The sequence below is a fragment of the Thermoplasmata archaeon genome (genome assembly GCA_038874435.1).
Lineage (GTDB): Archaea > Thermoplasmatota > Thermoplasmata > Lutacidiplasmatales > SKW197 > SKW197.
In genome coordinates this window covers 23,118-45,253 of sequence record JAVZCK010000006.1, presented here as the reverse complement: position 1 = coordinate 45,253, position 22,136 = coordinate 23,118, and the positions used below count along the sequence as shown (strand labels likewise).

Below are 22,136 nucleotides of genomic sequence, written 5' to 3'. Positions count from 1 at the left end.
ATGACGGCAGATAAAGTGTTGAAGGTCGGAATGCACGACGAAGACATGTTTGATAGAGAGAAGAGGATTCCGTGGATAAAATTCAACTTAATTCAGAAGAGTAAGGTACTTGTTGTTGGTGCGGGTGCCCTTGGCAATGAGGTAGGAAAAAATCTAGTACTTTCCGGTTTCAAGAATATTGCGATAGTAGACATGGACAAAATTGTGAAATCCAATTTAAGCAGATGTGCCCTCTTTAGAATTGAGGATGCTGAGAAAGGGCTGCTGAAGGCAGAAGTGCTTGCAAGAGAATTGAAGAAACTGGATAAAACAGTTCGTGTTTCTTGGTATTCTAAGCCAATTCAGGAACTGCCTGAGAATTTTCTCAAGGAGTTTGATATTATATTTGGATGCTTAGACAATATCATGGCACGGCTATACATTAATTCTCATGCTTATTATTATGGGATTCCACTTGTAGATGGAGGTACCCTAGGTACATCAGGCAAAGTCCAGGTGGTACTCCCTCCAAAAACTGCTTGTATCGAATGCGGGATGAACAAAACCCATTTCAAGAACCTTGAGCAAATCTTCTCATGTTCAGGCAGAGAGGATGTGACGATTTATTCTCCGAAATTGCCTGCAGAAATCACAACTACCGCGGTAATTTCTGCTCTTCAGGTCCTCTGTGGGATAAAGATAATCTCAAAAGAGTATGATGCATTGCCTTACAACTTGATTTACTACGATGGGTATAGGAACGTGTTCGAAGTTCTTGAAGTCCCGTTGAACACAAACTGTCCTAATCATATAACCCAAACATCAAAACCAAAGAAAGAGAAAAAGAAGAAATAAAAATTTTAATTTATTCAAACCCTGGTGGTAGGTATTCTCCTGGTCTCTGATGCCATGCCACGCTCTTGCCTTTCTTTTTCTTGCGCTTCTCTTTCCATTCAGGTATCTTGTGTCTCAGGTAGAAGTACCAGAGCAGAAATACCACAAGTACAGTGATTACCACAGCAGCAACAATGTATGGAGTGTAATCTGGAGGAGGTGGTGGCACCTCTGTCATCTTCTGTTTCACCTGTGAATCCGCATACAGTTCGGTTATGCAGATTACCCTGAGCTTGAAGAAATAAGTAGTTCCTGGCTGGAGACCAGTCACTTCCTTGTATGTGGTGTCTTTGTTTGTTATCACATATCTTTTTTCTGCATTCTGTGGATTCGTGGAGATTGTGTTGAGGTTAGAGTCACAGTACAGTTCGTACCTCGCAAAGTCAGGCGCGGTTGAAGCAGACCATGTAACATTCATTGAGGTGGTTGTTACATCAAAAAATCCAAAAATTTCACAAGGTTGCGGTTTAATTGCTTTTGGATTATCAAACATGTACACTCCTGCCGGGTTGTCTGTCACTCTGTATGCGGCACCAAGTGCAATCCTGCTTCCATCATCTCTGCTTAAGTCAATGCTACTTACAAGGTCAAAATCCGTGGAAAGTTCAATGCTCCGGAACGGTTTGTGCACTGGCACATATATCAGCCACATGTTCTTTGCAGTTGCAACTACAATGTAGTTTCCATCTTTGTCCATGAACGCATTAACAATTGTATTGTTGTCTGGTGTTGTCCAGTTCCATTTGAATCGCTTCGAAAACTCCATCGTAGAAAGGTCAAGGAAAGTAATCTGCTTCCCAACAGCAACGAATCCCTCACTACCAGAATAATTCATTGATGTAGCTACAGCATCTCTAATTCCATCCACCCTCCAAACCTCCTTGTTTTGTGTCTGGATGAACTTAAGAATTGCATTGTTGGTGCAGACCATTATCACAGTGCCATCATCTGACATCTTCATGGCAGTAATTCTAGACAAATAGCCAGAGCCCAAAATGTCTCTCAAGCGGTCTGTCTGCCATTTTGGTCCATATGGGCTATCCCTTTCATAAAGTTCCAATCGTACATAAGTGTCGGATTCAGATACACCAACAACGAAGAATTTTCCGTCATAGGAAGCAGTGAGGCCAAATTTGGCTCTTGCGTCTGAGAATCCAGTCTGATAGTTCCAGAGTTCTGTGCCTGTTTCGACATTGTACATAGAAACATTGTATTTCCATGTGTTTGACCATCTGTAGTAGTAAGTGACCATCAGCAGTTTCCCATCAGCAGAAACATCGAAGCCAGTTATGTTGCCTGGCCTTGGCAGGGAGACATTCCAGCCATATTGAGGCGGTTGGTTTGGTGAATAGATTCGATAAGGGGTTTGCATGTCCTGCCTATAAACCCTTACTGACCCTCTATCTGTGACGAAGAGCAGTGGTGGGTCTGCCTTTTTTGCAATTTTTATACCAGTAATATCTGCACCATAAATCCATGTTCTTACAAGGCTCCCTGTATCTGCCTCAAACAAATATACATTGTTTGCGTAATCATAGGCACCAATGTATTTTGCGTCATCGGTAATGGAGATTCCTTTTACTGTGCTGTTTGTCTCGTATTTCCAGGTCCATTCGAGTGCATAGCCCCCCTCCACATTTTTGGGCGATGTATGGGGGAAAACTCCGCTCAACATTATCCAAATCAACACAAGAACTAATATCCTGCCCGCTTTCATTTAATCACCAGAGAACAGGATTACATATTGGTATTTATACCTTTCTTGAACTAAACTTAGAAAGGGATTAATAGTTTAGTGAGATTACCCTATTTTGATGACGATTGCACTCAACCTACCCCCAGCATTTGTAGACAGAACAAAGGAAATTTCTTATCTAGATCGGCTCATTAGGAAGACGGCAAATGGAGCCGGTAGCATTTTTCTGATTCAGGGAGAGGGAGGAGTGGGAAAAACTAGATTGCTTGAAGAAGTAAAGAAGAAGGCAGAGGAAGAGAACTTCTGCGTTCTTCATACTAAGTGCCTACCTGGTGCTGCCTTGCCACTAGCACCATTTTACAGCATGCTTAAATCTGCAGATCTAGATCATTTACTTTCAGAGACATGCCCAAACTTAGATGCTCTTTATCTGGTAAATAAAGGAGGCATAATCCTTTCAAAACACGAGAAGACCTTGAAAAACATAGACCCTGACATTTTTCTTGGAATGGTAACAGCGGTTGAAAATTTCATAAAGGATTCGATGACTCAGATTGCTGGCCAAAATCACAAAGAAATTGAGGAAAAAATTGGAGTGATGCGGCACGGTGAGTTTACGATAGTGAGCTTACCTGGTAGAGTTGTGAATCTTGTTGCATTGGTTGAAGGCGTTGAAAACGAATATCTGCTAGAAGACATGAAAAAACTAGTTGATAAAATAGACAATAATCCTAATGCATTGGATACAGATATTGATGAAGTCACAGTGATGCTCAGAGAACTTGTTGAATCTGACAAATACACTAAGGTGGCACTGGAAACTGCAGATAAAAAGGCAGGCATTTTTGAAAATGTGCTTCGTGGAATCAAAAGAATGGCTATGAAAAAGCCAGTGCTCATACTCATTGATGACTTACATTGGGCAGACAGTTCTTCTCTTTCTCTTCTCAGCTACATTGGTAGGGATATTGCTTCAGAAAAGGTTGGGGTGCTATGTGCAATTAGAACAGATGAAATTCCAACTACGAGTGTCTTACCTGGGATGATAAATACAATGCGGTCTGAAAATCTAATCGAAGTTTTGACTCTTGCTCCACTAGATAGAGAGGGTGTTGCCGCGTTGATAGAGTGCGTTCTTGGAGGGCATGTGGACGAAAGTTTTAAGGAAAAAGTGTACTCTGAAACAGAGGGAAACCCACTCTTTGTAATTGAGCTGCTGAAGTATCTTACTGATAAGCAACTGCTCAGACAAGAGGGAGGATTGTGGACGTATGATCGAGAAGAAATAAAAATCCCAGAAAGAATCTATGAGATAATAAGGGAGAAAATTACCAGGTTGAGTGATGAGGAGTTTGAGGTGCTTGAAACAGCTAGTGTTCTTGGAACCGAGTTTGTCACTCCATTGCTAGAAAAAATGGTTGACATGGAGAAAATAAAGCTTCTCAGAGCATTGTCTAGAATCGAGAAGATTCATGGACTGATAAAGCACGAGGAAGGCAAATATAGATTTGACCCTACTAGAATTAGAGATGTGATATACCAGGAGATGGGTGATGAACTCAGAACTGCTCTTCATGAAATGCTTGGTGGAATTCTGGAGGCGGAGTACAAAAAGGGTGATGAAGAAAAGATAATTGATGCACTTTACCATTATAGGAAGGCAAAACGTCTGGATAAGTTGAAAGAGCATGGATTTTTGGTTGCTGAGAAACTTGTTGGCAGATTCGCATACGATGAAGCTATAGAGATTTTGAAGGCGCTTTTTACAACGTTGAACAAGAAGGATGTCCAAGATTTTGAGATTGCCTTGAAAACCCTGAATAAGATTCTTGAGATTTATCTTGCGTCTGGACTCTACGAGGATGCAATGAAAGTTTTGGACGAGAAGATTTCTCTCCTGGGAGAGCCTGGTGCAGAACTTGGGAGAACCTATGCAACTAGGGCAGAGGTTTATCTTAAGATGGGCGAGCATGAAAAAGCAATGGAAAGTATAAACAAAGCATTTGAAGTTATTACTGGTACATCCTCTACTGCAGCAGGAGAAATCACGCGCCTGCTTACAATCAAGGGTTACATTCATGAACGAGCAGGTAATTATAAGAATGCGATTGAATGCCAGGAAAAAGCCCTAGAATTTTTCACAAAACATGGAATGGAAAAAGATGCTGGAAACTGCTATACCCGAATTGGCTCCACTTACTACTACTTGGGAAACTACGATGAGAGCATTGCTAACCTGAGAATGGCTGAGGAAATTTTTGCTAGAAACAACGACAAACAAGGGCTTTCCCAAGTTTACAACAACCTTGGAATGGTTTACTATGAATTGGAGGATTTCGGGAATGCAAGAAAATGTCTTGAGAAGACAGTGGAAATGAAAGAAATAGTTCATGACCTTGCAGGTATTGCAATTGCAAAGAACAATCTGGGAAATGTTTATTTTGAAATTGGTGAAATTGAAAAGGCACTTTCGCTCTATCTTGAGGTTAAGCGTCTCTGCAAGAAAACAGGGGACAAATGGATGTTGGTATATAACCAAATTGATATTGCGGAGGCATATGCAGAGAAGGGTGATGAAGAAAAATTTAGATCAGCAATTGAGGAAGCCCTCAATGAAGCTGCAAAAATTGGATTAGAAAAAGAAGTACAGGAGGCAAAAGAAGAATTGGAAAAAAAGTTTATGCGTTGATGATTTCTTTTACGATTTCATACCTGAGTTGACAGCCCCAGTCCACTCCCGGACCACTTGGATGCCAGATGAAGTCTGGATGTGCCTGGGCATCTGCATTTGTGTTCTCACTTCCGCCTTCCCATGCCCCATCAGTTATTCCGTTAGTGCTGAATTTAAGCCAGTACTTGTAGGTGATTGTGAACGTCTTCGTGCCTACATAGTCCTTCCAGACCCCATCATCTGCAAACCACACTTTTACAACAAAGTGCTTCTTGCTGCTGTCCTGTGTGTCATTGCTCACGGTCATTGTGTATTTGTAGGCAGGGTAGTTCCAGACCTCTTCAGTGGCAGTGATGTCCATTACCACTGCTTTCTTCTTTGTTCCTATCCATTTCAGCAATGTTATATGGAAGTCCTTAGGCAGCACATCCTGGACATTGTTTGAAGGCCCGTTGTACCTTGTGCCAACAAAGAGGTCACAGGAAGAGGAGTAGTAAGATTCTGTAAGCAGACCCTTCAAGTCCCCAACTGTGAATGTAATCCCCTGCACTGTCTTCGAATGAGTGGGCTCATCCTCACTCACTGCTGCTGCACTCCAGGCATGGCAGTGTCCCCACCATGACTGCACATTCGGGCTCCACCCATGGTGTTCTTTCTCCCATTTTTCTGCTTGTGGATTATAGCCCCTTGTTTTGTTCACATAAGCATCGTACTTTGCACACGGCTCTGCGGTCCCATTGTCCTTCATTGGCCACCAATATCCAGACCATGGTGTTTTTGCGGATTGAGCTTCATACTGCTTGTTTGTTGGGTCTGTGCCATACATGTTTACTTCAATTCCATCTGGAATATAATCTCCATCTGTATCTGGGTTGTTTGGATTTGTGCCAAGTTCTGTCTCTTTTGCGTTTGTAAGTCCATCCCCGTCGTCATCACCATTTGGGTTGTTGCCACCACCATTATTTCCAGTGTCAACATTTGCAGTGATTGTGTAACTGCCAGAGCCAGAGTACCTGTTTACCATGATGTAGTAAGTTCCAGAAGGATTGCTCACACTTACCTGCTCATCAGCGGAATTTGTGTATCCACGAACATCATAGCTTGAGGTTGTGGGCATCGCACCCTTTTTCACATACAAATCAAAGTCAGCACCGCTTGGACCATCCAGCACCACCTTGAGTGCTGTGCCTGAGCTCACTGTAATTTTGTAGTATTCTTTTGCATGGCTTGCATCTAGCGCCCCTGTCACTGCTACACCTGCACGAAGTTCAATCACATCAGACTCTGAGGAGTTATTTCCAGAACTTCCACCACCAATTGTCTCAAAACTCGCTGTTAATGTGTATTGTCCACTTCCAGAGTATCTGTTTACAAGCACATAGTATCTTCCAGCGACTACATCTACTGTCTGGTTAGTGATAAGCACTGTTTCATCTGCAGAATTTGTGTAGCCTCTGACAAGGTAACTTGAGGTTGTTGGTGTGCTGTCTTTCTTAACATAAAGGTCGTAGTCAGCACCACTTGGGCCGTCTAACACAACCTTGATTTTTGCTGCCGCCCTTGGTGCATCAAAGTAATAGTATGCTTTTGTTTTGCTCGCATCAAGTGTGCCTGTAACTGGCATATCAAACTGGAGTTGGGATGGAGTGTTTGGATCGGTATTATTCGTGTTGCCGTTGTCTCCACCGCCACCACCTCCATTGCCGCCTTCCACAGTTGCAGTAATTGTGTAACTGCCAGAGCCCTTATAGGCATAAACCATTGCATAGTAAGTGCCTGAAGGCGCGCTCACGCTCACCTGCTCATCACTAGAGCTCGTGTAACCCCTTGCAGTGTAGCTTGAGGTTGTTGGCTTCCCGTCCTTCTTTATGTAAAGGTCAAAGTCAACACTCCCACCATTTGGTCCATCAATTTTCACAATCAACTTGCTCCCGCTGTTTACAACAATCTTGTAATAATCCTTCTTGCCAGCCCCACTTAAACTTCCGCTCAAAGTGGAATTCACAGCAAGGTCCGTTTCTACATCATCTGCACTTCCCATCCTTACACTTACAATCATCAACAACATGCTGATTACCAGCATGGTTACCACTGCACCCGCCACGCCTGCGACCATTCTGCCTTTTCTTTTCTTTGGCTCCATATTAACACCTCTTTGTAGTTAATACTAATAATTGGAAGTATATAAGCATTTCGCTTGTTAACTACAAGCAATAGTTAACTTACTTGCCAGACGACAGAAAACACTGTATTTTTAAGCACCAAAAAATGCAATCTCAAAGTTTCTTTCTCTTCGCCCTTATTTCCTTCTCCAGCTCAATGTCTTTGATTTTCCATGCACCGAATCCAAACACGATAAAAGCAACAATAAGCACTGCAATCAGACAAGGAATTTTCAGTGCATCTACCTGCAACCATGCGGCACCCATCAAAAAGCCAATACCCAAAATTCCAAAGACCACTGCAGAAATCTGCCCAAATATTGGTTTTTCGAGTGAGGCCTGTCCAAAGTATGCTAGCGTTCCTAGAAGAAGCGATAAAATCCCTGATATCACACATGCCCACATGGGTGTATATACCAGCCAGATCCATACGAAAATGAGAATCAATATCAAGAAGCCTATACCAGCAACAGCAGCCCAAACCACATTTGAAAGTTTCACGCCAGCCATAATCTCAGTCCTTTGTAACTTTTTCTTCTCTTAGAATGTGACTGAGTTCTACGAGTGTGCTCACTGGCACCCAGCCCATGTAATAATCGTTCAGTTTCACAAGGTCCCCCTCTTTGTTGATAAGCGATTCTGGAAATCGCTGGACTGTGTTGTCGTCAAAAAACTGGATTGAAATCAGATGGCTGAAGTCACTCAGAGTGAGGCCGAGTTTTTCGCACTCCTTCTTTATTCTCTCTCTCAAACTGTTCTCTATCTTCTCTATCCGCACTACCCGTCCTATTCTGAAGTTTATCAGGGCAAGGTCACCAACTGAAATTTCCACACCAACCATGCTCTCAATACCAATAATGCGAAGGAAGTAATTAAATCTTCGCTTTTGTTTCTCCTAATTCGCACACATGCATACCCTTTTTTACCCCTACAAATTCATAATCCTCAATCATCATAGTTCCCCGCAAAAAAACATGCGAAGGAAAAATTGCCTCTCTGCCAGAAAAAGGACTCCAACCACATTTGCTCCAGATATCTTTGTCCTTTATCTCTCTTATTTCAGATGGGTCCCAGACAGTAAGGTCTGCAAAATATCCCTCTTTTATTTCTCCTTTTTTTAGCGAGAATAACGCTGCTGGATTAACAGCACCAGCAGTAACAACAGTTTCAAGTGGAATTTCTCCATGTTTAGCAAGAAGAATAAACAGTGGAATCATTGTTTCAATTCCCGGCACACCGGATGGTGCAGTCTCAAAGTTTTCTTTTTCCTCAAGCAAATGAGGCGCATGGTCAGAGGCAAGAATTTTAATTTTCCCATCTAAAAATGCCTGGTAAACTTTTTTCTGCTCATCCTCTGTTCGTAATGGTGGATTCACCTTATACCTGGCATCATTTCCTGATTTCAGGTTGAGGAGAAGATGATGCGGTGTAGATTCAAATGTAATTTTTCCAGGGTTTTCGAGCAAATCCAGACCTTCAGGTGTGGAAATATGACAGAAATGGAATCTAAAATTATTATATTTAGCCATGAATTTTACAGCTTCAATCTCTGCATCCTTTCTGGCTAGATAGTGCTCCCTGAGGGTTTTTGGGGTTATTTTTCTTATAAATTCCTTGTGTTCTGGGTGCACTGCAATTACTTTATCTTGGAACTTTTCAAGAACCTCTTTAAGCATCGAATAGTCCCTAAATTCCTCGCTCTCGGTACTTGCAGACATAAAAATTTTGTAAGCATCTGCATTTGCCACATTGTTTGGCTCTGTTGTCTCTGAAACAAGGCCATAGATACCAAAATCCGAAAAGCTTTTCTTTTTTGCAAATCCGATTTTTTCTTCGATTCTTCTGAAACTGTTTGCTGGGGGCTTTGTATTCGGCATATCAAAGTAAGTGGTGATACCACCTCTCAACCCAGCTCGTGACCCTGTCTCGAAATTCTCCTTATGTTCCATGCCTGGCTCTCTGAAGTGCACATGGATATCTGTGAATCCAGGAAGAATAATTTTATCACCGAAATCGACCCTTTCATCACCTCTCAGCGATTTTCCTATTCCCACTATCCGCTCGTTAGCAATTGCAATTGAGCCAGAAACAAGCTTGCCCTTGAAAAAAATTCTCCCTTCTATTACGAGCTCAGGGTTTAAGAATCTTTCTTTTAATTTCACCATGCGGTTTAACTTCATGGAATATCTCTGCACTGAAAGAATATATCTTTGTATTTTTAGATTTCCATGCATCAGATGGAAGTCCTGCTTTTCTGCATGTGTGGGCTAAGAACTCCTCCTTATCCCACTTCCACTCAACAGGCACTTGAGGGAGGAGCAGCCCTCTATAAAAATCTCGCTCTACAATTAGGCCATCTCTTCCAATCTCTATTTTTGATAAATATTCTTCTGGTTTTTTTACATTTATCAACTCAGGTGGTGTAAGCAAACTCACCTCCACAACCGTTTCCTCAAATTCTTTTGGTCCAATCGGAAAGAATCTTGGGTCTTCAGTGGCTGCACTTATTGCTGCATTCCTCAGTGCATCTATGAGAGGAAAGATTGGTTCTGGATAGCCAATGCAACCCCTGAGTTCCATGGAAGGATAGGATTCAAGTGTGACAAATACACCTGCCTTCTCCTTGAACTTTGGCGGAACTTCCTCAACCTCCAGAACTTTTCTCTCCTTCAGATATTTGTTTATTGTTTCCCTTGCAGTCTTCACAGCAAATACTCCATCCTCATCTGTATATCTGGGCATTTCCACACTACCTGCAGCCAACTGCAAAAGGAGATAGGAAGGGGAGATAATAACAGTTTCGTTTATTTCTAGAGCAGCATCCTCAGCCCTTCTGCCTCCTTCGCAGGGTTTGCAGCCTCATAAATGCTTCTGCCCACAATAAGATAATCAGCACCCGCCTTAATTGCTTGAACAGGATTGCCACCCTGGACTCCCACACCAGGCGAGAGAATAAGCATCTCCTCACCTATTATTTTCCTGAGCCTTTCAATTTTTTCTGGCCTTGTTGCGGGTGCAATTATGCCTCTTGCACCAACTTCCCTTGCAATTGAAGCAAACTCCTCAGCATGCTTTGCAGTAAATTCTGCACCACCTGGGTGACTCATTTCCACTACGGTGAAGACATCTCCTCCAAATTTATCTGCTACATCCTTGACTGCTTTCAAGGAATCTCTGCCTGGAAATGCATGGACTATCACGCCAGAAGCCCCTTTTCCAAATGCCAATTCTGCTATCAACCTGTTGGTATTTGGTATGTCAGCAATTTTAAAATCGCAGAGCACATATTTCATAGGTGCAATTTCTTTCACTATTTCAATTCCACAACCGAGCACGAGTGGGTAGTTTACTTTAATTGCATCCACATACTGATATACCTCTCTGACAATTTTCAAAGCCCTTTCTCTTTCGGTTACATCGAGCGCTAATATCAGTCCTTTCTTTCTTTGAAGCATGTACCTCAGAATACTGGAAAGGTTAAAATAATTAGCGGTGAAACTTCATCTCACCACAATCTTTTCCGCAAGACCCTCCATCTTCCTCGCAATTGCTTCCAGTTCCTCCATACTCACTTCCTTGCTCTTCCTCAACTTCTCTGAGAACGCATTCTGGGCTACAAACCTCTGAATTACATACTTTCTGGGCTTCTGTAGAAAAGCAAGAATGTTACGCAAATCCTCTTCCGTGTGCAACTCTGGGATGTATGTGGTTCTGAATTCGTAATTTCCAAATTCCTTCAGCACTTGAACACTCTCCTTTATTTTTTCTATATTAACATTCACACCGCAAACAGCACTGTACTTCCCAGCATCCAGCGGCGCCTTCACATCCATTGCCACATAATCCACAACCTTTGCATCTAACAATTTCCTCAGCACATCGGGCATTGAACCATTTGTGTCCAGCTTTACACCCAATCCAAGCCCCTTCACTTTCTTTGCAAACTCCAGCACCTCCGTTTCATGGAGACATGGTTCACCGCCTGTTATGCACACCCCATCAACAAAATCCTTGTTTTCTGTAAGGAAGGAAAGCACATAGTCATCTGGAACATCTGGAATTTTTTCAGTGTCTTCCACGAGTAACCAATTATGGCAGAAACCACATCTAAAATTACAACCGGGAAGAAACACCACTGCAGAAACCTTTCCATCCCAGTCTAGAAACGAGGTCTTCAGAAATCCCTTAATTTTCATTTTTTTCACCTCTCTTCTTCGCAGCTCTTTTGAAAACGCCAATCAACATGCTTGTCTCAAGTTTTGTGATAGCCGCCCTGCCAACCAGCCGCCTAAACATTATCTGGGCATTCCTTTTCCTGTGCTCAGGATACTTTATCACATCCAGCAGTTCACCGAATGCAGCATGCATTTCCCTAAGTTCGAGCCGTTCTGGCTTTGAAAACCTGCGTCTCTCTCCTCTCTCTCTCAACACATAGAGAAGCACGGCAGCAGCATGGGAAACATTCATGATTGGATATTCCTCACTGGTGGGGATGTTTACCAGCACATCGCACTTTGCAAGTTCCTCATTCAACAATCCGAAATCCTCTCTGCCAAACACAAGTCCAATCTTCCCACCAAACTTCCTGTATTTTCTAAGAAAACCTTCGGGGCTGAGCGGGTGTCTCAGATAATGCCTCTCTTTGTCTGAGGCAACACCACTTGTTCCAACTACAATGTCCAGACCTTCAATTGCAGCATCAAAATTCTGATAGTGCTTTGCCTCTGCAAGAATATCATTTGCATGCATTGCCCTTTTCTTTGCCTCCTCTCCGAAAGCACAGTTTACAAGCCGCAGTTCATGGAAACCAAAGTTCTTCATCACCCTTGCAACCGCACCCACATTCCCCTCATGCTTTAGACCTACAAGCACGACTGCAAACTCTGGGATGCTCTCATCCCTCCGCAAGAATCTTGTTAACGAGCCACTCTGGCTTGAATTTAATTATGTCCTCGTAGCCCTGCCCATTGCTTAAAAACAGAATCGGTTTTTTAATTGCATAAGCAATTGAAAGTGCAGCCCCTCCTTTCGCATCTGCATCTATCTTTGTCAGAATTGCACAATCTACACCCACTTCTGCATTGAACTTCCTCGCCTGCTCAATTGCATCATTGCCAGCAAGAGAATCGCCAACAAAAATCACGAGGTCTGGCTTAGCAACCCTCTTTATCTTTTTCATCTCCTCCATGAGGTTTGTATTGGTCTGCATCCTTCCAGCAGTATCAATCAATACCACATCCTTCTCCCTTGCTTTAGCATGCTCAATTGCATCAAATGCAACTGCTGCAGGATCACTGCCTGAGGCATGTTTCACAAGCTTCACGCCCAGCTTGTTTGCATGGACTTCAATCTGCTCTATTGCCCCTGCTCTGAAAGTGTCACCGGCAGCAAGCACACAGGTTTTGCCCTGCTTTTGCAGGTAATTTGCAATTTTTGCAATTGCGGTGGTTTTTCCTGTTCCATTTACGCCAACAAACATTATCACGAATGGCTTCTTTTTTTCAACCAACTTATCAATATCAACTCCAGGGATGTTCATCACTGAAATGAGTGCGTTTCTCATCGCATCCTTTACCACAGCCTCTATGTCCTCACCAAACTTTATTCTTTTACCCACGAGATTTTCCTTCATTTTTTTCTTTATCGCCTCAACAACCTCAAGTGCGACATCTCCGGAAAGCAGCTCAAGCTCCAGCTCTTCAAGAATTTCATCAAGCTTCTCTTCTTTAATTTTCCAGCCGAGCACTCCATCAGCAAACGGTGTCTTTTCCACAGCTTCTGACTTGGTTCTGCTTATGACTGCCTTGAATTTGTTTTTCAAGGACTCAAGCATTGCGACCAAGCCTCTTCTCCTCTTCCTCTCTCAGCAGATTTGTGATTTTTCCTGCCTCTCTTTCAATCGCAGCCATCTGTCTTGAAATTTTCTCTATCGCTTCCTTTATACCGTTTGCCCTTTTCTCTACCATCTCTGTGGCTTTCTCCATCTTTGCCTCCATGAAGATGTTGCCTCCGATGTTTATAATCACTCTATCCATGTTTTTGGAGTTGCCGGGCAGGAAAACACCAGCACCCAGTGGAATGAGAATCTCAGTTTCCTTTTCCAACGCTGCAAAATTCTTCAGGGTTTCAAGCACTTTAAGATGCTCCTCAAGCGATTTTCTCATCAGTTCTTGCTGGTTGGCAAGCACATTCATGTTCTTCTCATATTCTTCCAGCTGTATCAGGTATGCCTGTACTTCCTCGTCTTTCATTCAATCACCTTATTGAGAAAACAAAAAGAGAGGTGGGATTTAAATCTGAGGGTGACATTCATGGCGAGAGGTGAAATCTTGAAAAGAGCGGAAAACAGTATGCGAGGTATAGTTGTGCTTACAACTACGGAAAGAGAAGAAGATGCTGAAAGAATCGCCATGGTATTACTGGAAAAGAAGCTTGCTGCCTGTGTGCAAATTCTTGGGCCCATTAAAAGCAGATACTGGTGGGAAGGTAAAATAGAGAGTGCCACTGAATTTCTCTGTTTCATAAAGACCTGCAAGAAGAGGTATGAAGAGGTGGAGCGAGAAATAAAGGCAAATCATCCCTACACTGTACCAGAGATTATTTCCATCATGGTAGATGAAGGTTCAAATGACTACATGATGTGGATGCAGAAGATAGTGATGGGAAAATGATTTGTTTACAAAATTAACAAAAAAACAACGAGTAAAAAAGAAGATTTAAATATTAGTATGCAATAGAGGAAAACATGAGCCTGCGGGGAGAACTCTATGAGTTGCTGGCAGCTATGCAGTCAAAATGTGGGTATGATGGTGCTGCAGTGCTTAAGAAAGATGGTACTCTCCTTGCTTCTTACCTCCCCTCCTGTGCAAACCCAGATGTGTTTTCAATAATGAGTGCCACGATGATGGGGGCAGCAGAGACCGCAAAAGCAGAATTGAAGATAGCTAGCAATCTCGAAGAAATCAAAGTGAAGGCCGGTGCCAAAGTAATATCTGCAAAGGAGATAAACAGGGATTTGCTTTTTGTCTGTCTGGCTACAAACTCCTGCGACGAGAAACTTAAATCCACACTTCCAGACCTCATTGAAGAGATTAAACGAATCTATAGCCAGAATCGGTATTAAAACTCACGATGCTCACCCATACTTTCTTTTATTTTTTATTTAAAAATGATTAATATGGTTGTTAAATTGAAAAAAGTTTAAACAGTAAAGTTTTAGTTGAGTGCGCTGACTCTATATCTCTCCTTTAGCTCACCAATTTTTCCCTTGTTCCAGCCACTTATCTTTGAGAAGAATCCTGTAACCCTTGTGATTCCTTCCACATTCGTGCTTCCACAAGATGGACAGGTTTCGCTCAGGCCCCTGTGGGTTTTGCCACATGCAAGACAGGAGGTGAATTCTGGGCTGAAGGCAATCTGGGCATTCTGGGTGTTGTGGAAAACCTTTGTGACAAAGTTAGAGAGGCTTTGGATGTCTGGCTTACTCTCACCGAGCCAGATGTGTGTTAGTGCACCTGCCTCGATTGGTGGATGGAACATGCCCTCTTTCTTGACACGCTCTATCGGGCTCAGAGGCACTGAAACATTCAGGTAGGTAGAATTGGTGTAATAAATCTCACCTCGTTTTCTGTCGCCCTTTATCACTGTTGGTGTCTGGAGTGGATAGTATTTCATGTCAAGTTTTGCAAATCTGTAGGCAGTGCTTTCCGCTGGTGTTTGCTCCAGTACAACCCTTATTCCGTTTTCCTGTCCGATTCTCTCTGCCTCTTTCTTCATGTGATTTACGATTTTCAGTCCGAGTTTCAGCGCCTCAGCGTTCTCATGCAGCTGATAGCCAGTGTGATACTGTACCATTTCGTTGAGTCCGAGAAGGCCTACTAGGAAGGTAGCTCGATACAACCTGTAGTACGGCTCCCCATCAAGTTCCATTGCAAGCAGTGCAAGGGGTCCATGTTTGCCCATTTTCAAAATCTGGGTTATGAAATCGCGTTTCTGCATGTGGGCCTTCACAGCAATTTCCATTCTTTGAGTCAAAATCTCATACAGTTTTGTATCGTCGCGATTTGCATTATAGGCAATTCTGGGCAAGTTCAGTGTGACATTTTGCATTGCAGAATATCGCATTTTCCATGGCGTCTTTGCATCATCAAAATCGTTTTTTTCAAGCTTGAAAGCAAGCCGACAGCACTCGCTGATTTTTGCAGTGCCTCCTCTGTCAAACACAAAGTAGGTGTTGCCTTTTTCAACTGCAGTTCTTGAAATTAATTCCAGGAATTCCTCATGTCCTTCTGTTTCAAACAGTTTTTCAGTGATGTGCACATTTGGTTTCGGGAAGAAGAATGGGCGACCCATTGCATCGCCTTCGAGATACACACTGAACAAAGCCCTCAAGAACTTGTGGGATTCCTCAATGTAATCTGAATAGGTGTTGCCTGTTGGTTTTCCCTCAGGTCCGATTGCAGGTACATCCTCAAAGTGTTTTGGCACCTCCCAATACAGGTTTAAATCACTGAATATGGATTGGCCGCCTCTTGCCACAGCCTGTTGAGCAAATTCAAAGACAAGCATTTGGGCAAGTTGTTTCATTCGCTCCTCGCTTACACCAACGAGGTAAGGGGCAAAGAAGATGTTGAATGCATCCCATCCAATGGCTCCAGCAAAATGGCCCTGCAACGCAGCGGAAAATTTGACAATCTGGGCAATGAGGACTTCAGGGTGTTTTGCTGGCTTTGCAATTGAAATTGCATTTGGTAAATTAAGCCCGAATTTTTTAACATACTCAATGTTCTGGCCACTGCAGTAAGGTCTATCAACAAATCCAAGGTCATGGAGATGGATGTCTCCCCTCATGTGGGCATCTGCAACATCCTGGCTGAAAACTTCAAGTAAGGCATACTCCTTTTTAATCTGTTCTGCAAGCGTGAGGTTTGTTGCTTCTGGTCCATGGGGCACATTTGCATTTTCCTTGTTTGGATTCATAAGAATCATTTTTACATCATAGATTGGCACGCCTAACCTTGTGTGCTGTCTCCTTACTTTTTCCAGCCCATATTCTATCAATTTTACATTTGTGATTTCTCTGATGAGCGGAGCAGTAATCACCTCTACTCCAATGTTTTTTATCATTTTGTCCACTTCTTTCGCAACAATCATAGCTGCGTCAGGGCTTATTGTCGTCTCTCGCATCAGTGCCTCATAGATTTTTTCTCTGTTCCATTCTTTTATTTCTTCATCTGAGGTTCTAACGAAGAGAGAGAGTTCTGTGCTTTCACTTACCTTATCCATAATTTTCACCTCTTCTAACAAGTTCCTGCCCTCGGATTTTTCAATCCCCTAATAAATTTTTTTTAACTTGGTCATTCACCCGAATTGGTAACAAGGAGTTGATGAAAAAAGTTTATATGTTACCAATTCTGTTACCAATCATGGAGCTTTTTGAGACAGAGGCAAAGCTGAAGGACATAATTCTTGAAATCTTAAGAGATAATGCAGAAAAGTCAATCAACCAGATTCACAGGGAGCTTTCGCAGAGACAGGATGCTGGCTCACCGCACCGCCTTATGGTTACTGGCTATCTCCAGGCACTTGCAGACATGGGCTTGCTTTCAGAGAAGAGAGTTCCACCTGCAAAGGTTTACACCCTTTCTCCTACCTACAGACGCGACATTTACACTACACTGAGGAGAATAATAGAGCAGAGAGGGTATGCTGGAGAGAGAGCAGTTGAGATATATGTTTACATTCTCCACAAAATTTTCAAGAGACCAGTTCTTGAAGATGAACTCCTGTTTGTCAACTTCACTGATTTCAGCGCATTAAAGGCTGTAACATTATCAAACGATGAAAGAAAAGAGATTGTCCAGAGAATGAAACGAATGAAATACAATGTTGAGGCAGACAGGGCTTTTCTTCCTACAAAAAATCACGAGCAGGAGATGCTGGAAATCCTCTCAATTCTTGTGCTTGAGGATTATGGAGTGAAGTTGCTTTCACTGGAGCGAAAGACAAAACAAGGCAAATTGGTGTGAGTATTTGGTTTTCCAAAGAGCTTTCCGCAGGAATTAAATACACCAATATAATTAGTGTTATTGCTAGGCTTGGCCGGGGGGTTAGGCGTCCCCTACACCTGAAATCGCCTTTACGCAGGGGCGACACCTGGGAGCGAGGCCCTGGTCTTGCCTGAATCCGTGTGTGGACAATGAGGTTCTGTCTTGCTGGGTGAGAGAACACAGGAGCGCATCTGGAGGGATGCTAACCTGTGTGTGTCCATGGAGAACGGGTCAGGCCCTGACGGGAGCAGCCTCACCGTGGAATCTTCACGCTTGCAAGGTAGCGGAGCCGAGAAAGCATGCGGGCAGTTCAGGCAATGTACCAGACCCCAATCCCAGGGGCCTAGCAGAACCTTTGTTTTTTGCGGACAAGGACAATAAGTGGAAAAACAAAAATAAAACCAAAAAATTTGATTTCAGGCACAACCGTAGTGTTTGCACTGTCACTGCTTTCTTGGAACTTTACACCATAGAGCGATGTGTAGTTCAGGAATGCCCAGTTCGTGAGTGTGCCTTGCGTAACATTCACACTTACCTGCAAAGTCACATAGTGGCTCCCAGGAGCGACATTCGTAAAGTGCCATCGCACCACATTTCCATCTAACACGCCACCGTCAGAAGCAGAAACAAAATCCACACCATCTGGTAATGTGTCGTTAATCCAGACATGCCCTGCTATGCCCGCGCCTGTGTTGTTGTAGTAAATTGTGTATGTGAGAATCTCGCCATAACTTGCAACCGTTTTGTCAACAACCTTTTCAACAACAATATTTGGTCTTCTGCAGAGCACCTGTGCACTTGCCTGGCTCGAGGGCATGCTTCTCCGCAGCTGGTCCTTGTAAGTCAGGTCGACTACATTCGTGAGGGTAACACCATCACCAACAGTAGCATTCACCTGCACAGTGATTGTCAGTGCATTCTGGCTATCATACACTACAGTGCCAAAATACCATCTGTAGGTTCTGCCGTCTGTTGAGGTGTATGGAATGCTTGAGGAGACAAAGGCGACACCATCTGGTAATGTATCATTTATCCAGACCTCCTTTGCGTTTCCATCACCTGTGTTGTTGTAGTAGATTGTGTAGGTTATCAATCCACCCGGCTGTGTCTCCTCTACATTTGTAAATTTACCAACAACAATGTTTGGTGCTTTTCTATCATTGGGTTCGGTTTGGGTGGGAAGGGTTGTTGAATACCAATCAGTATCTGCATTTGTATCTATGGGAATTCCGTTATCTTCATGTTTGAATCTTGCAATCTGGTCATTCTGGCCTGAAGTGGGCAAAGGTCTAATTTCATCTATTGTTGCTTGATTTGCTCTCAACCGAATTCGTTCTACGCTTTCAAAGGGTGAAAGGTCTACATTTACGGCTCGAAGATATTCATAATCATAACCATATGTAAACGGTTGAAGAATTGTATTTGAGGGAAAAGAGTAAACTGGGATCCACCACCACCTTCCCAATCCCCACACTCTCGCCTGTAAGGTCCATCCGCTGATATCGACAGCCACACTGAGCGGATTTGCAACTTCTATCCAACCAACTAAATTCACAAGATAAACTTCGTTTATCACCACACTTGTTGCTTCTCCAACTCTTGCATCAATTTCCCGCATAAAGTTAGTTAGGATTTCACTGTCGCTCCAGTCCCCTGCCTCAAACCAGTTCTTTGTCGCAAATCTAATTACGCTCCTGTTTCCAACATCCTGCAAAATTGTTTTTGGCAATGCACATTCCATCTCATGGCTACCAATTGCAGCACTAACATTTCCCATGTAGGTCCAGTAGGTCCAGTTCTGTTCAACAATGTATGTCTCGTAGTGATAAACCTCGCTCGTGTAAATTGTGTTGTTCTTCCCAGTAACCATTATCATGTATTCGGCACCCATCTCTCCCCTGTAAACTCTAAACCCGGTTAAGCGATTGCCATCTATGTCTATGAACACGAATAAAGCGTCCATGCCTTCAAGCACAGGGACTTCTGGTGGCGGTGGCGTCACAACCTCGCTCGGTCTTTCCACAATCATTGGCAGTTCCTCACCAGCAAGCACAACGCCATAGGTTGAGAGATAGAAGGACACATTTTCCATGTCCACCATTCCATACTTTGCAATGTCCACACTGGGCCAGACAAATCTGCCAGGCGGGAAAGTGTCATTTTCAGTATCTGTATTAAGCATCACATTTTGCCAGTCAGCAAATGCGCCATCAATCACAATTTCTTGTGGCACTGTCTCCACATAAGTGTTGCCAATAAAACTGGAATAAAGCGTTGCTGTACCATTTTCCACAAAAACATCGCTCCGGCTTGGAATTCTCAATCCCACAGATTTCCCAATCGCACTTGAATTCAACCTCGCATAAATACCAATTTCCATCTCACTGTTTTTCTCAAGCGGCATTGAAACATTAAAACGGAACATCCCGTCTGTGTAATTCCCAGCAACTACATTATTTCCAGCCCTTAACTCAATTCCATCAAAATCAGTTGCACTGGCATTCCCTGCAATGCTCACATTGATTTGCCTGATCCAGTTCTCCTTTGCCTTTGTCTCAACACTAAGGTGGAGCAATTCTACATTCTGGCTATGATTAACAATGCCATGCTGTGGATTGCTTTGTGTGATAACAATTGCGCCTGGATGTGTGGAAACCACGGCCTGGCCCCTGCTTCTGTTCCCGTAGTTATCCTGTGCGTAAAACACAATCCTTGGTATTGAAGCTGGCTGCGTGAGCGTGAACTGTCCCTCAAATCGTTGTCCATCAACCGCTCCTTTGCCACTGTATTTGCTTTCAAATCCGTTAAAATCTGTCTGATTCCTGCTCGAGTTCCATTGATAGGCAGAGGCACTTTTTACTGCACAATCCCAGCCAGAAAACACAGCCATGTAGTCAGCCCCTATGCCAGAAATTGCATAGCCCGTGCTTGCGCTCTCATCTGCATCCACAAACATGAAGAAGGCATCAGTTTCGTTGAAGGCTTTGCCCAGCATCGCAGCATCTCTCACCTCCACATAGAAGGAGAGATAGTTTCTGTAGAGATGGACTCCGTATTTACCAATCTCCACACTTGGATTCTGTAAGCTATAGACAGGGTTTTCATAGATTGTCGTGCCTTCCCAATCCTCAAATTTGCCATCTACAGTTATGCCGGGATACTGGACAAACAAAAGAATGCTGAGCAATCCAGCAGCTACAACTATAAAAACCGCAAGAAACCCGGCAACTTTTCTCCAAAGTTTTTGTTTCTCCTTTCTTCTCCCTCTTTTTACGGACACCTTCGCAGGTATCTTTCCGTTTACTCTCCCGTTCACAAATCCATTTATCAATCCCTCCTTTCCCACAATCTTTTTCTCTCGAACACCATTTATCAAGCCATTGACTTTTGCATGAACCATCTGTTTACCTATGTCTCCGCAAATACTGCAATTCTCACCAGCTCTCACGAATGCTCCACATCTGGGACAGATGCTCGGAAGTGTAAGTGAGGTTTCAAGGACTCTTTCAAGGGCTTTTTGTGGAACCTTTTCTGAAATTGCGATTTCAGCACCGCAGATTGGACAATTTTTCCTCTCTGCATCTACAAATGCACCACATTGCATGCAAACATAGACAGATTTCTCATCGATCCCTGGTTCAGCGGGAATATTTACTTGGACCAGAGCTTCTTCAGTTTCTTCAGCTTCTAAGCTAGCTCCACAGATCTCACATTTTTTTGCCTTCGCACTAACAAAGGCACCGCAGTTGCTGCAGATGAATATGCCTTCTTTCTCATCCTTGCTTTGAATTTCTGTTACAGCCCCTTCTTCCTCTTCTCCAGCGAGCAGCTCGGCACCACAAACTGAGCATCGCACAGCGTCTTCATTTACAAACGCTCCACAGTTTGTGCAGAGCACAAAATGGAATTTATGTCTCTCTTTTTCTCCATCTTCCTCTTTCATTGGAGTAATCACTGCACCGCACACTGCACATTTTTCTTCGTCTGGTTGCAGATACGCCCCACATTCAGGGCAGACCTCTATTTCTACACTCCTCTCCAATCCATTTTCTTCAGAGTAGGGTTCGAATACCCCATCTTTCAATCTATATCTAATTTCAATTTTTTCTTCCTGTTTCTGCAGTTCACATTTTACTTTTCCACTGCGTTCAGAGATTTTAACAGCTGCTGAAAATCTAGATAGAATTTCCGTGGATTTTGTCTTAGTAATTGTGTAGAATGAGAGAATCCCTTGCTTCCTGAGCTTGTTTTGGAATTTTATAAGCGTTTCTATTGTCTCCAGTTCTCCAAAGAGCTCCCAACACCTATCTACCATTTCAATAATTGCTATCTTCTCCCTTTCTTTCTTGCTTTTCAGCACTTTGTTGAGTGCGATTTGGAGATTTATTGTATCACGAGCACATCTAAAGCCCTGTTCAATGCTTTCAACACTAATTACTGTTTCAGTTTGCCAGGAATACCAGTCGATGCATCTAATCTGTTTCAGATTTTTCTCATCAATGCCTCGTTCCCTTAATTTTTCAATAAGGGTTTTTGGCTCTATCTCAGAAAGCACGCAGATAACAAATTTACCAGAGGCAAGTGCTTCTTTGATCAGAGAAATGTAAAAAGCAACAGCTAAGCCCTTTGGAATCTGGCAGGAAACCTGCAGCCCATTATCTAGTTTTTCAATTATTTCTTTCATG

Annotated in this window: 17 protein-coding genes, 1 other RNA gene and 1 pseudogene; 6 read left to right on the top strand and 13 right to left on the bottom strand. The window is 43.0% G+C overall.

Annotation, left to right across the window (positions count from 1 at the left end; translation table 11 throughout):
• Window positions 1-834, top strand: a complete 834-nt coding sequence (locus QXD64_03795; GenBank protein MEM3396435.1) for a ThiF family adenylyltransferase — start codon at window positions 1-3, stop codon at window positions 832-834.
• A gap of 10 nt (window positions 835-844) precedes the next feature.
• Here the strand turns inward: QXD64_03795 and QXD64_03790 are convergent, their stop codons facing one another.
• Window positions 845-2,590 (bottom strand): fibronectin type III domain-containing protein, encoded by a 1,746-nt coding sequence (locus QXD64_03790; GenBank protein ID MEM3396434.1) that lies wholly within the window; start codon window positions 2,588-2,590, stop codon window positions 845-847.
• 97 nt (window positions 2,591-2,687) lie between these two features.
• Here QXD64_03790 and QXD64_03785 point away from each other — a divergent pair, with 97 nt between their 5' ends.
• Window positions 2,688-5,258 carry a tetratricopeptide repeat protein gene (locus QXD64_03785; GenBank protein ID MEM3396433.1) on the top strand — a complete coding sequence of 857 codons (2,571 nt, stop codon included), beginning with the start codon at window positions 2,688-2,690 and terminating at the stop codon, window positions 5,256-5,258.
• Here QXD64_03785 and QXD64_03780 read toward each other — a convergent pair.
• The 10 genes and pseudogenes from QXD64_03780 to pfdA form a co-directional block, all read right to left on the bottom strand.
• On the bottom strand, window positions 5,248-7,383 hold the full coding sequence (locus tag QXD64_03780) for a pre-peptidase C-terminal domain-containing protein (GenBank protein MEM3396432.1): 2,136 nt from the start codon (window positions 7,381-7,383) through the stop codon (window positions 5,248-5,250). The genes QXD64_03785 and QXD64_03780 overlap by 11 nt on opposite strands.
• A 133-nt stretch (window positions 7,384-7,516) precedes the next feature.
• Window positions 7,517-7,912 (bottom strand): hypothetical protein, encoded by a 396-nt coding sequence (locus tag QXD64_03775; GenBank protein MEM3396431.1) that lies wholly within the window; start codon window positions 7,910-7,912, stop codon window positions 7,517-7,519.
• A gap of 4 nt (window positions 7,913-7,916) precedes the next feature.
• Window positions 7,917-8,243, bottom strand: a complete 327-nt coding sequence (locus QXD64_03770) for a hypothetical protein (protein MEM3396430.1) — start codon at window positions 8,241-8,243, stop codon at window positions 7,917-7,919.
• 31 nt (window positions 8,244-8,274) lie between these two features.
• The gene (gene pyrC / locus QXD64_03765; protein MEM3396429.1) at window positions 8,275-9,567 is read right to left on the bottom strand and encodes a dihydroorotase; all 1,293 of its coding nucleotides are present in this window, start codon (window positions 9,565-9,567) and stop codon (window positions 8,275-8,277) included.
• On the bottom strand, window positions 9,533-10,144 hold the full coding sequence (locus tag QXD64_03760; protein ID MEM3396428.1) for a TIGR00296 family protein: 612 nt from the start codon (window positions 10,142-10,144) through the stop codon (window positions 9,533-9,535). Before QXD64_03760 ends, pyrC begins: the two co-directional genes overlap by 35 nt.
• Window positions 10,145-10,212: 68 nt before the next feature.
• The gene (pyrF, locus tag QXD64_03755) at window positions 10,213-10,857 is read right to left on the bottom strand and encodes an orotidine-5'-phosphate decarboxylase (protein MEM3396427.1); all 645 of its coding nucleotides are present in this window, start codon (window positions 10,855-10,857) and stop codon (window positions 10,213-10,215) included.
• Between the two features lie 45 nt (window positions 10,858-10,902).
• On the bottom strand, window positions 10,903-11,598 hold the full coding sequence (locus tag QXD64_03750) for an anaerobic ribonucleoside-triphosphate reductase activating protein (GenBank protein ID MEM3396426.1): 696 nt from the start codon (window positions 11,596-11,598) through the stop codon (window positions 10,903-10,905).
• Window positions 11,588-12,310: an RNA methyltransferase gene (locus QXD64_03745; protein ID MEM3396425.1), complete on the bottom strand. Its 723-nt coding sequence runs from the start codon at window positions 12,308-12,310 to the stop codon at window positions 11,588-11,590. The genes QXD64_03750 and QXD64_03745 overlap by 11 nt, the downstream gene beginning before the upstream one ends.
• Window positions 12,297-13,133 (bottom strand): annotated as a pseudogene (ftsY, locus tag QXD64_03740) (signal recognition particle-docking protein FtsY). The gene QXD64_03745 and the pseudogene ftsY overlap by 14 nt, the downstream one beginning before the upstream one ends.
• A gap of 94 nt (window positions 13,134-13,227) precedes the next feature.
• Window positions 13,228-13,653, bottom strand: coding sequence for a prefoldin subunit alpha (gene pfdA / locus QXD64_03735; GenBank protein ID MEM3396424.1), 426 nt, complete (start codon window positions 13,651-13,653; stop codon window positions 13,228-13,230).
• 78 nt (window positions 13,654-13,731) lie between these two features.
• Between pfdA and cutA the strand changes: the two genes are divergently transcribed.
• Complete coding sequence (gene cutA / locus QXD64_03730) at window positions 13,732-14,073, top strand: divalent-cation tolerance protein CutA (protein MEM3396423.1); 342 nt, start codon at window positions 13,732-13,734, stop codon at window positions 14,071-14,073.
• A gap of 74 nt (window positions 14,074-14,147) precedes the next feature.
• Window positions 14,148-14,525, top strand: a complete 378-nt coding sequence (locus QXD64_03725; GenBank protein MEM3396422.1) for a roadblock/LC7 domain-containing protein — start codon at window positions 14,148-14,150, stop codon at window positions 14,523-14,525.
• Window positions 14,526-14,617: 92 nt separating this feature from the next.
• Here QXD64_03725 and nrdD read toward each other — a convergent pair whose 3' ends face one another.
• A complete protein-coding gene (gene nrdD / locus QXD64_03720) occupies window positions 14,618-16,687 on the bottom strand; it encodes an anaerobic ribonucleoside-triphosphate reductase (protein ID MEM3396421.1) in 2,070 nt (689 codons plus the stop codon).
• Window positions 16,688-16,827: 140 nt separating this feature from the next.
• On the opposite strand from nrdD, the gene QXD64_03715 reads away from it, so the two are divergent.
• Together QXD64_03715 and ffs are read left to right on the top strand one after the other, a co-directional pair.
• Window positions 16,828-17,430 carry a hypothetical protein gene (locus tag QXD64_03715; GenBank protein MEM3396420.1) on the top strand — a complete coding sequence of 201 codons (603 nt, stop codon included), beginning with the start codon at window positions 16,828-16,830 and terminating at the stop codon, window positions 17,428-17,430.
• Window positions 17,431-17,491: 61 nt separating this feature from the next.
• Window positions 17,492-17,800, top strand: an RNA gene (gene ffs / locus QXD64_03710) — signal recognition particle sRNA.
• Here the strand turns inward: ffs and QXD64_03705 are convergent.
• Window positions 17,795-22,135, bottom strand: coding sequence for a zinc ribbon domain-containing protein (locus QXD64_03705; GenBank protein MEM3396419.1), 4,341 nt, complete (start codon window positions 22,133-22,135; stop codon window positions 17,795-17,797). The two genes, ffs and QXD64_03705, sit on opposite strands and share 6 nt — an antisense overlap.
• Window position 22,136: the final 1 nt, after the last annotated feature.

Excerpts from the sequence above, each read along its gene's own strand:
- QXD64_03705 (MEM3396419.1), bottom strand. The coding sequence starts at position 22,135 with ATGAAAGAAATAATTGAAAAACTAGATAATGGGCTGCAGGTTTCCTGC.
- pyrC (MEM3396429.1), bottom strand. The coding sequence starts at position 9,567 with ATGGTGAAATTAAAAGAAAGATTCTTAAACCCTGAGCTCGTAATAGAA.
- QXD64_03725 (MEM3396422.1), top strand. The coding sequence starts at position 14,148 with ATGAGCCTGCGGGGAGAACTCTATGAGTTGCTGGCAGCTATGCAGTCA.
- QXD64_03795 (MEM3396435.1), top strand. The coding sequence starts at position 1 with ATGACGGCAGATAAAGTGTTGAAGGTCGGAATGCACGACGAAGACATG.
- QXD64_03770 (MEM3396430.1), bottom strand. The coding sequence starts at position 8,243 with ATGGTTGGTGTGGAAATTTCAGTTGGTGACCTTGCCCTGATAAACTTC.
- pyrF (MEM3396427.1), bottom strand. The coding sequence starts at position 10,857 with ATGCTTCAAAGAAAGAAAGGACTGATATTAGCGCTCGATGTAACCGAA.
- QXD64_03785 (MEM3396433.1), top strand. The coding sequence starts at position 2,688 with ATGACGATTGCACTCAACCTACCCCCAGCATTTGTAGACAGAACAAAG.
- pfdA (MEM3396424.1), bottom strand. The coding sequence starts at position 13,653 with ATGAAAGACGAGGAAGTACAGGCATACCTGATACAGCTGGAAGAATAT.
- nrdD (MEM3396421.1), bottom strand. The coding sequence starts at position 16,687 with ATGGATAAGGTAAGTGAAAGCACAGAACTCTCTCTCTTCGTTAGAACC.
- QXD64_03715 (MEM3396420.1), top strand. The coding sequence starts at position 16,828 with ATGGAGCTTTTTGAGACAGAGGCAAAGCTGAAGGACATAATTCTTGAA.
- QXD64_03775 (MEM3396431.1), bottom strand. The coding sequence starts at position 7,912 with ATGGCTGGCGTGAAACTTTCAAATGTGGTTTGGGCTGCTGTTGCTGGT.
- QXD64_03790 (MEM3396434.1), bottom strand. The coding sequence starts at position 2,590 with ATGAAAGCGGGCAGGATATTAGTTCTTGTGTTGATTTGGATAATGTTG.
- QXD64_03760 (MEM3396428.1), bottom strand. The coding sequence starts at position 10,144 with ATGCCCAGATATACAGATGAGGATGGAGTATTTGCTGTGAAGACTGCA.
- QXD64_03780 (MEM3396432.1), bottom strand. The coding sequence starts at position 7,383 with ATGGAGCCAAAGAAAAGAAAAGGCAGAATGGTCGCAGGCGTGGCGGGT.
- QXD64_03750 (MEM3396426.1), bottom strand. The coding sequence starts at position 11,598 with ATGAAAATTAAGGGATTTCTGAAGACCTCGTTTCTAGACTGGGATGGA.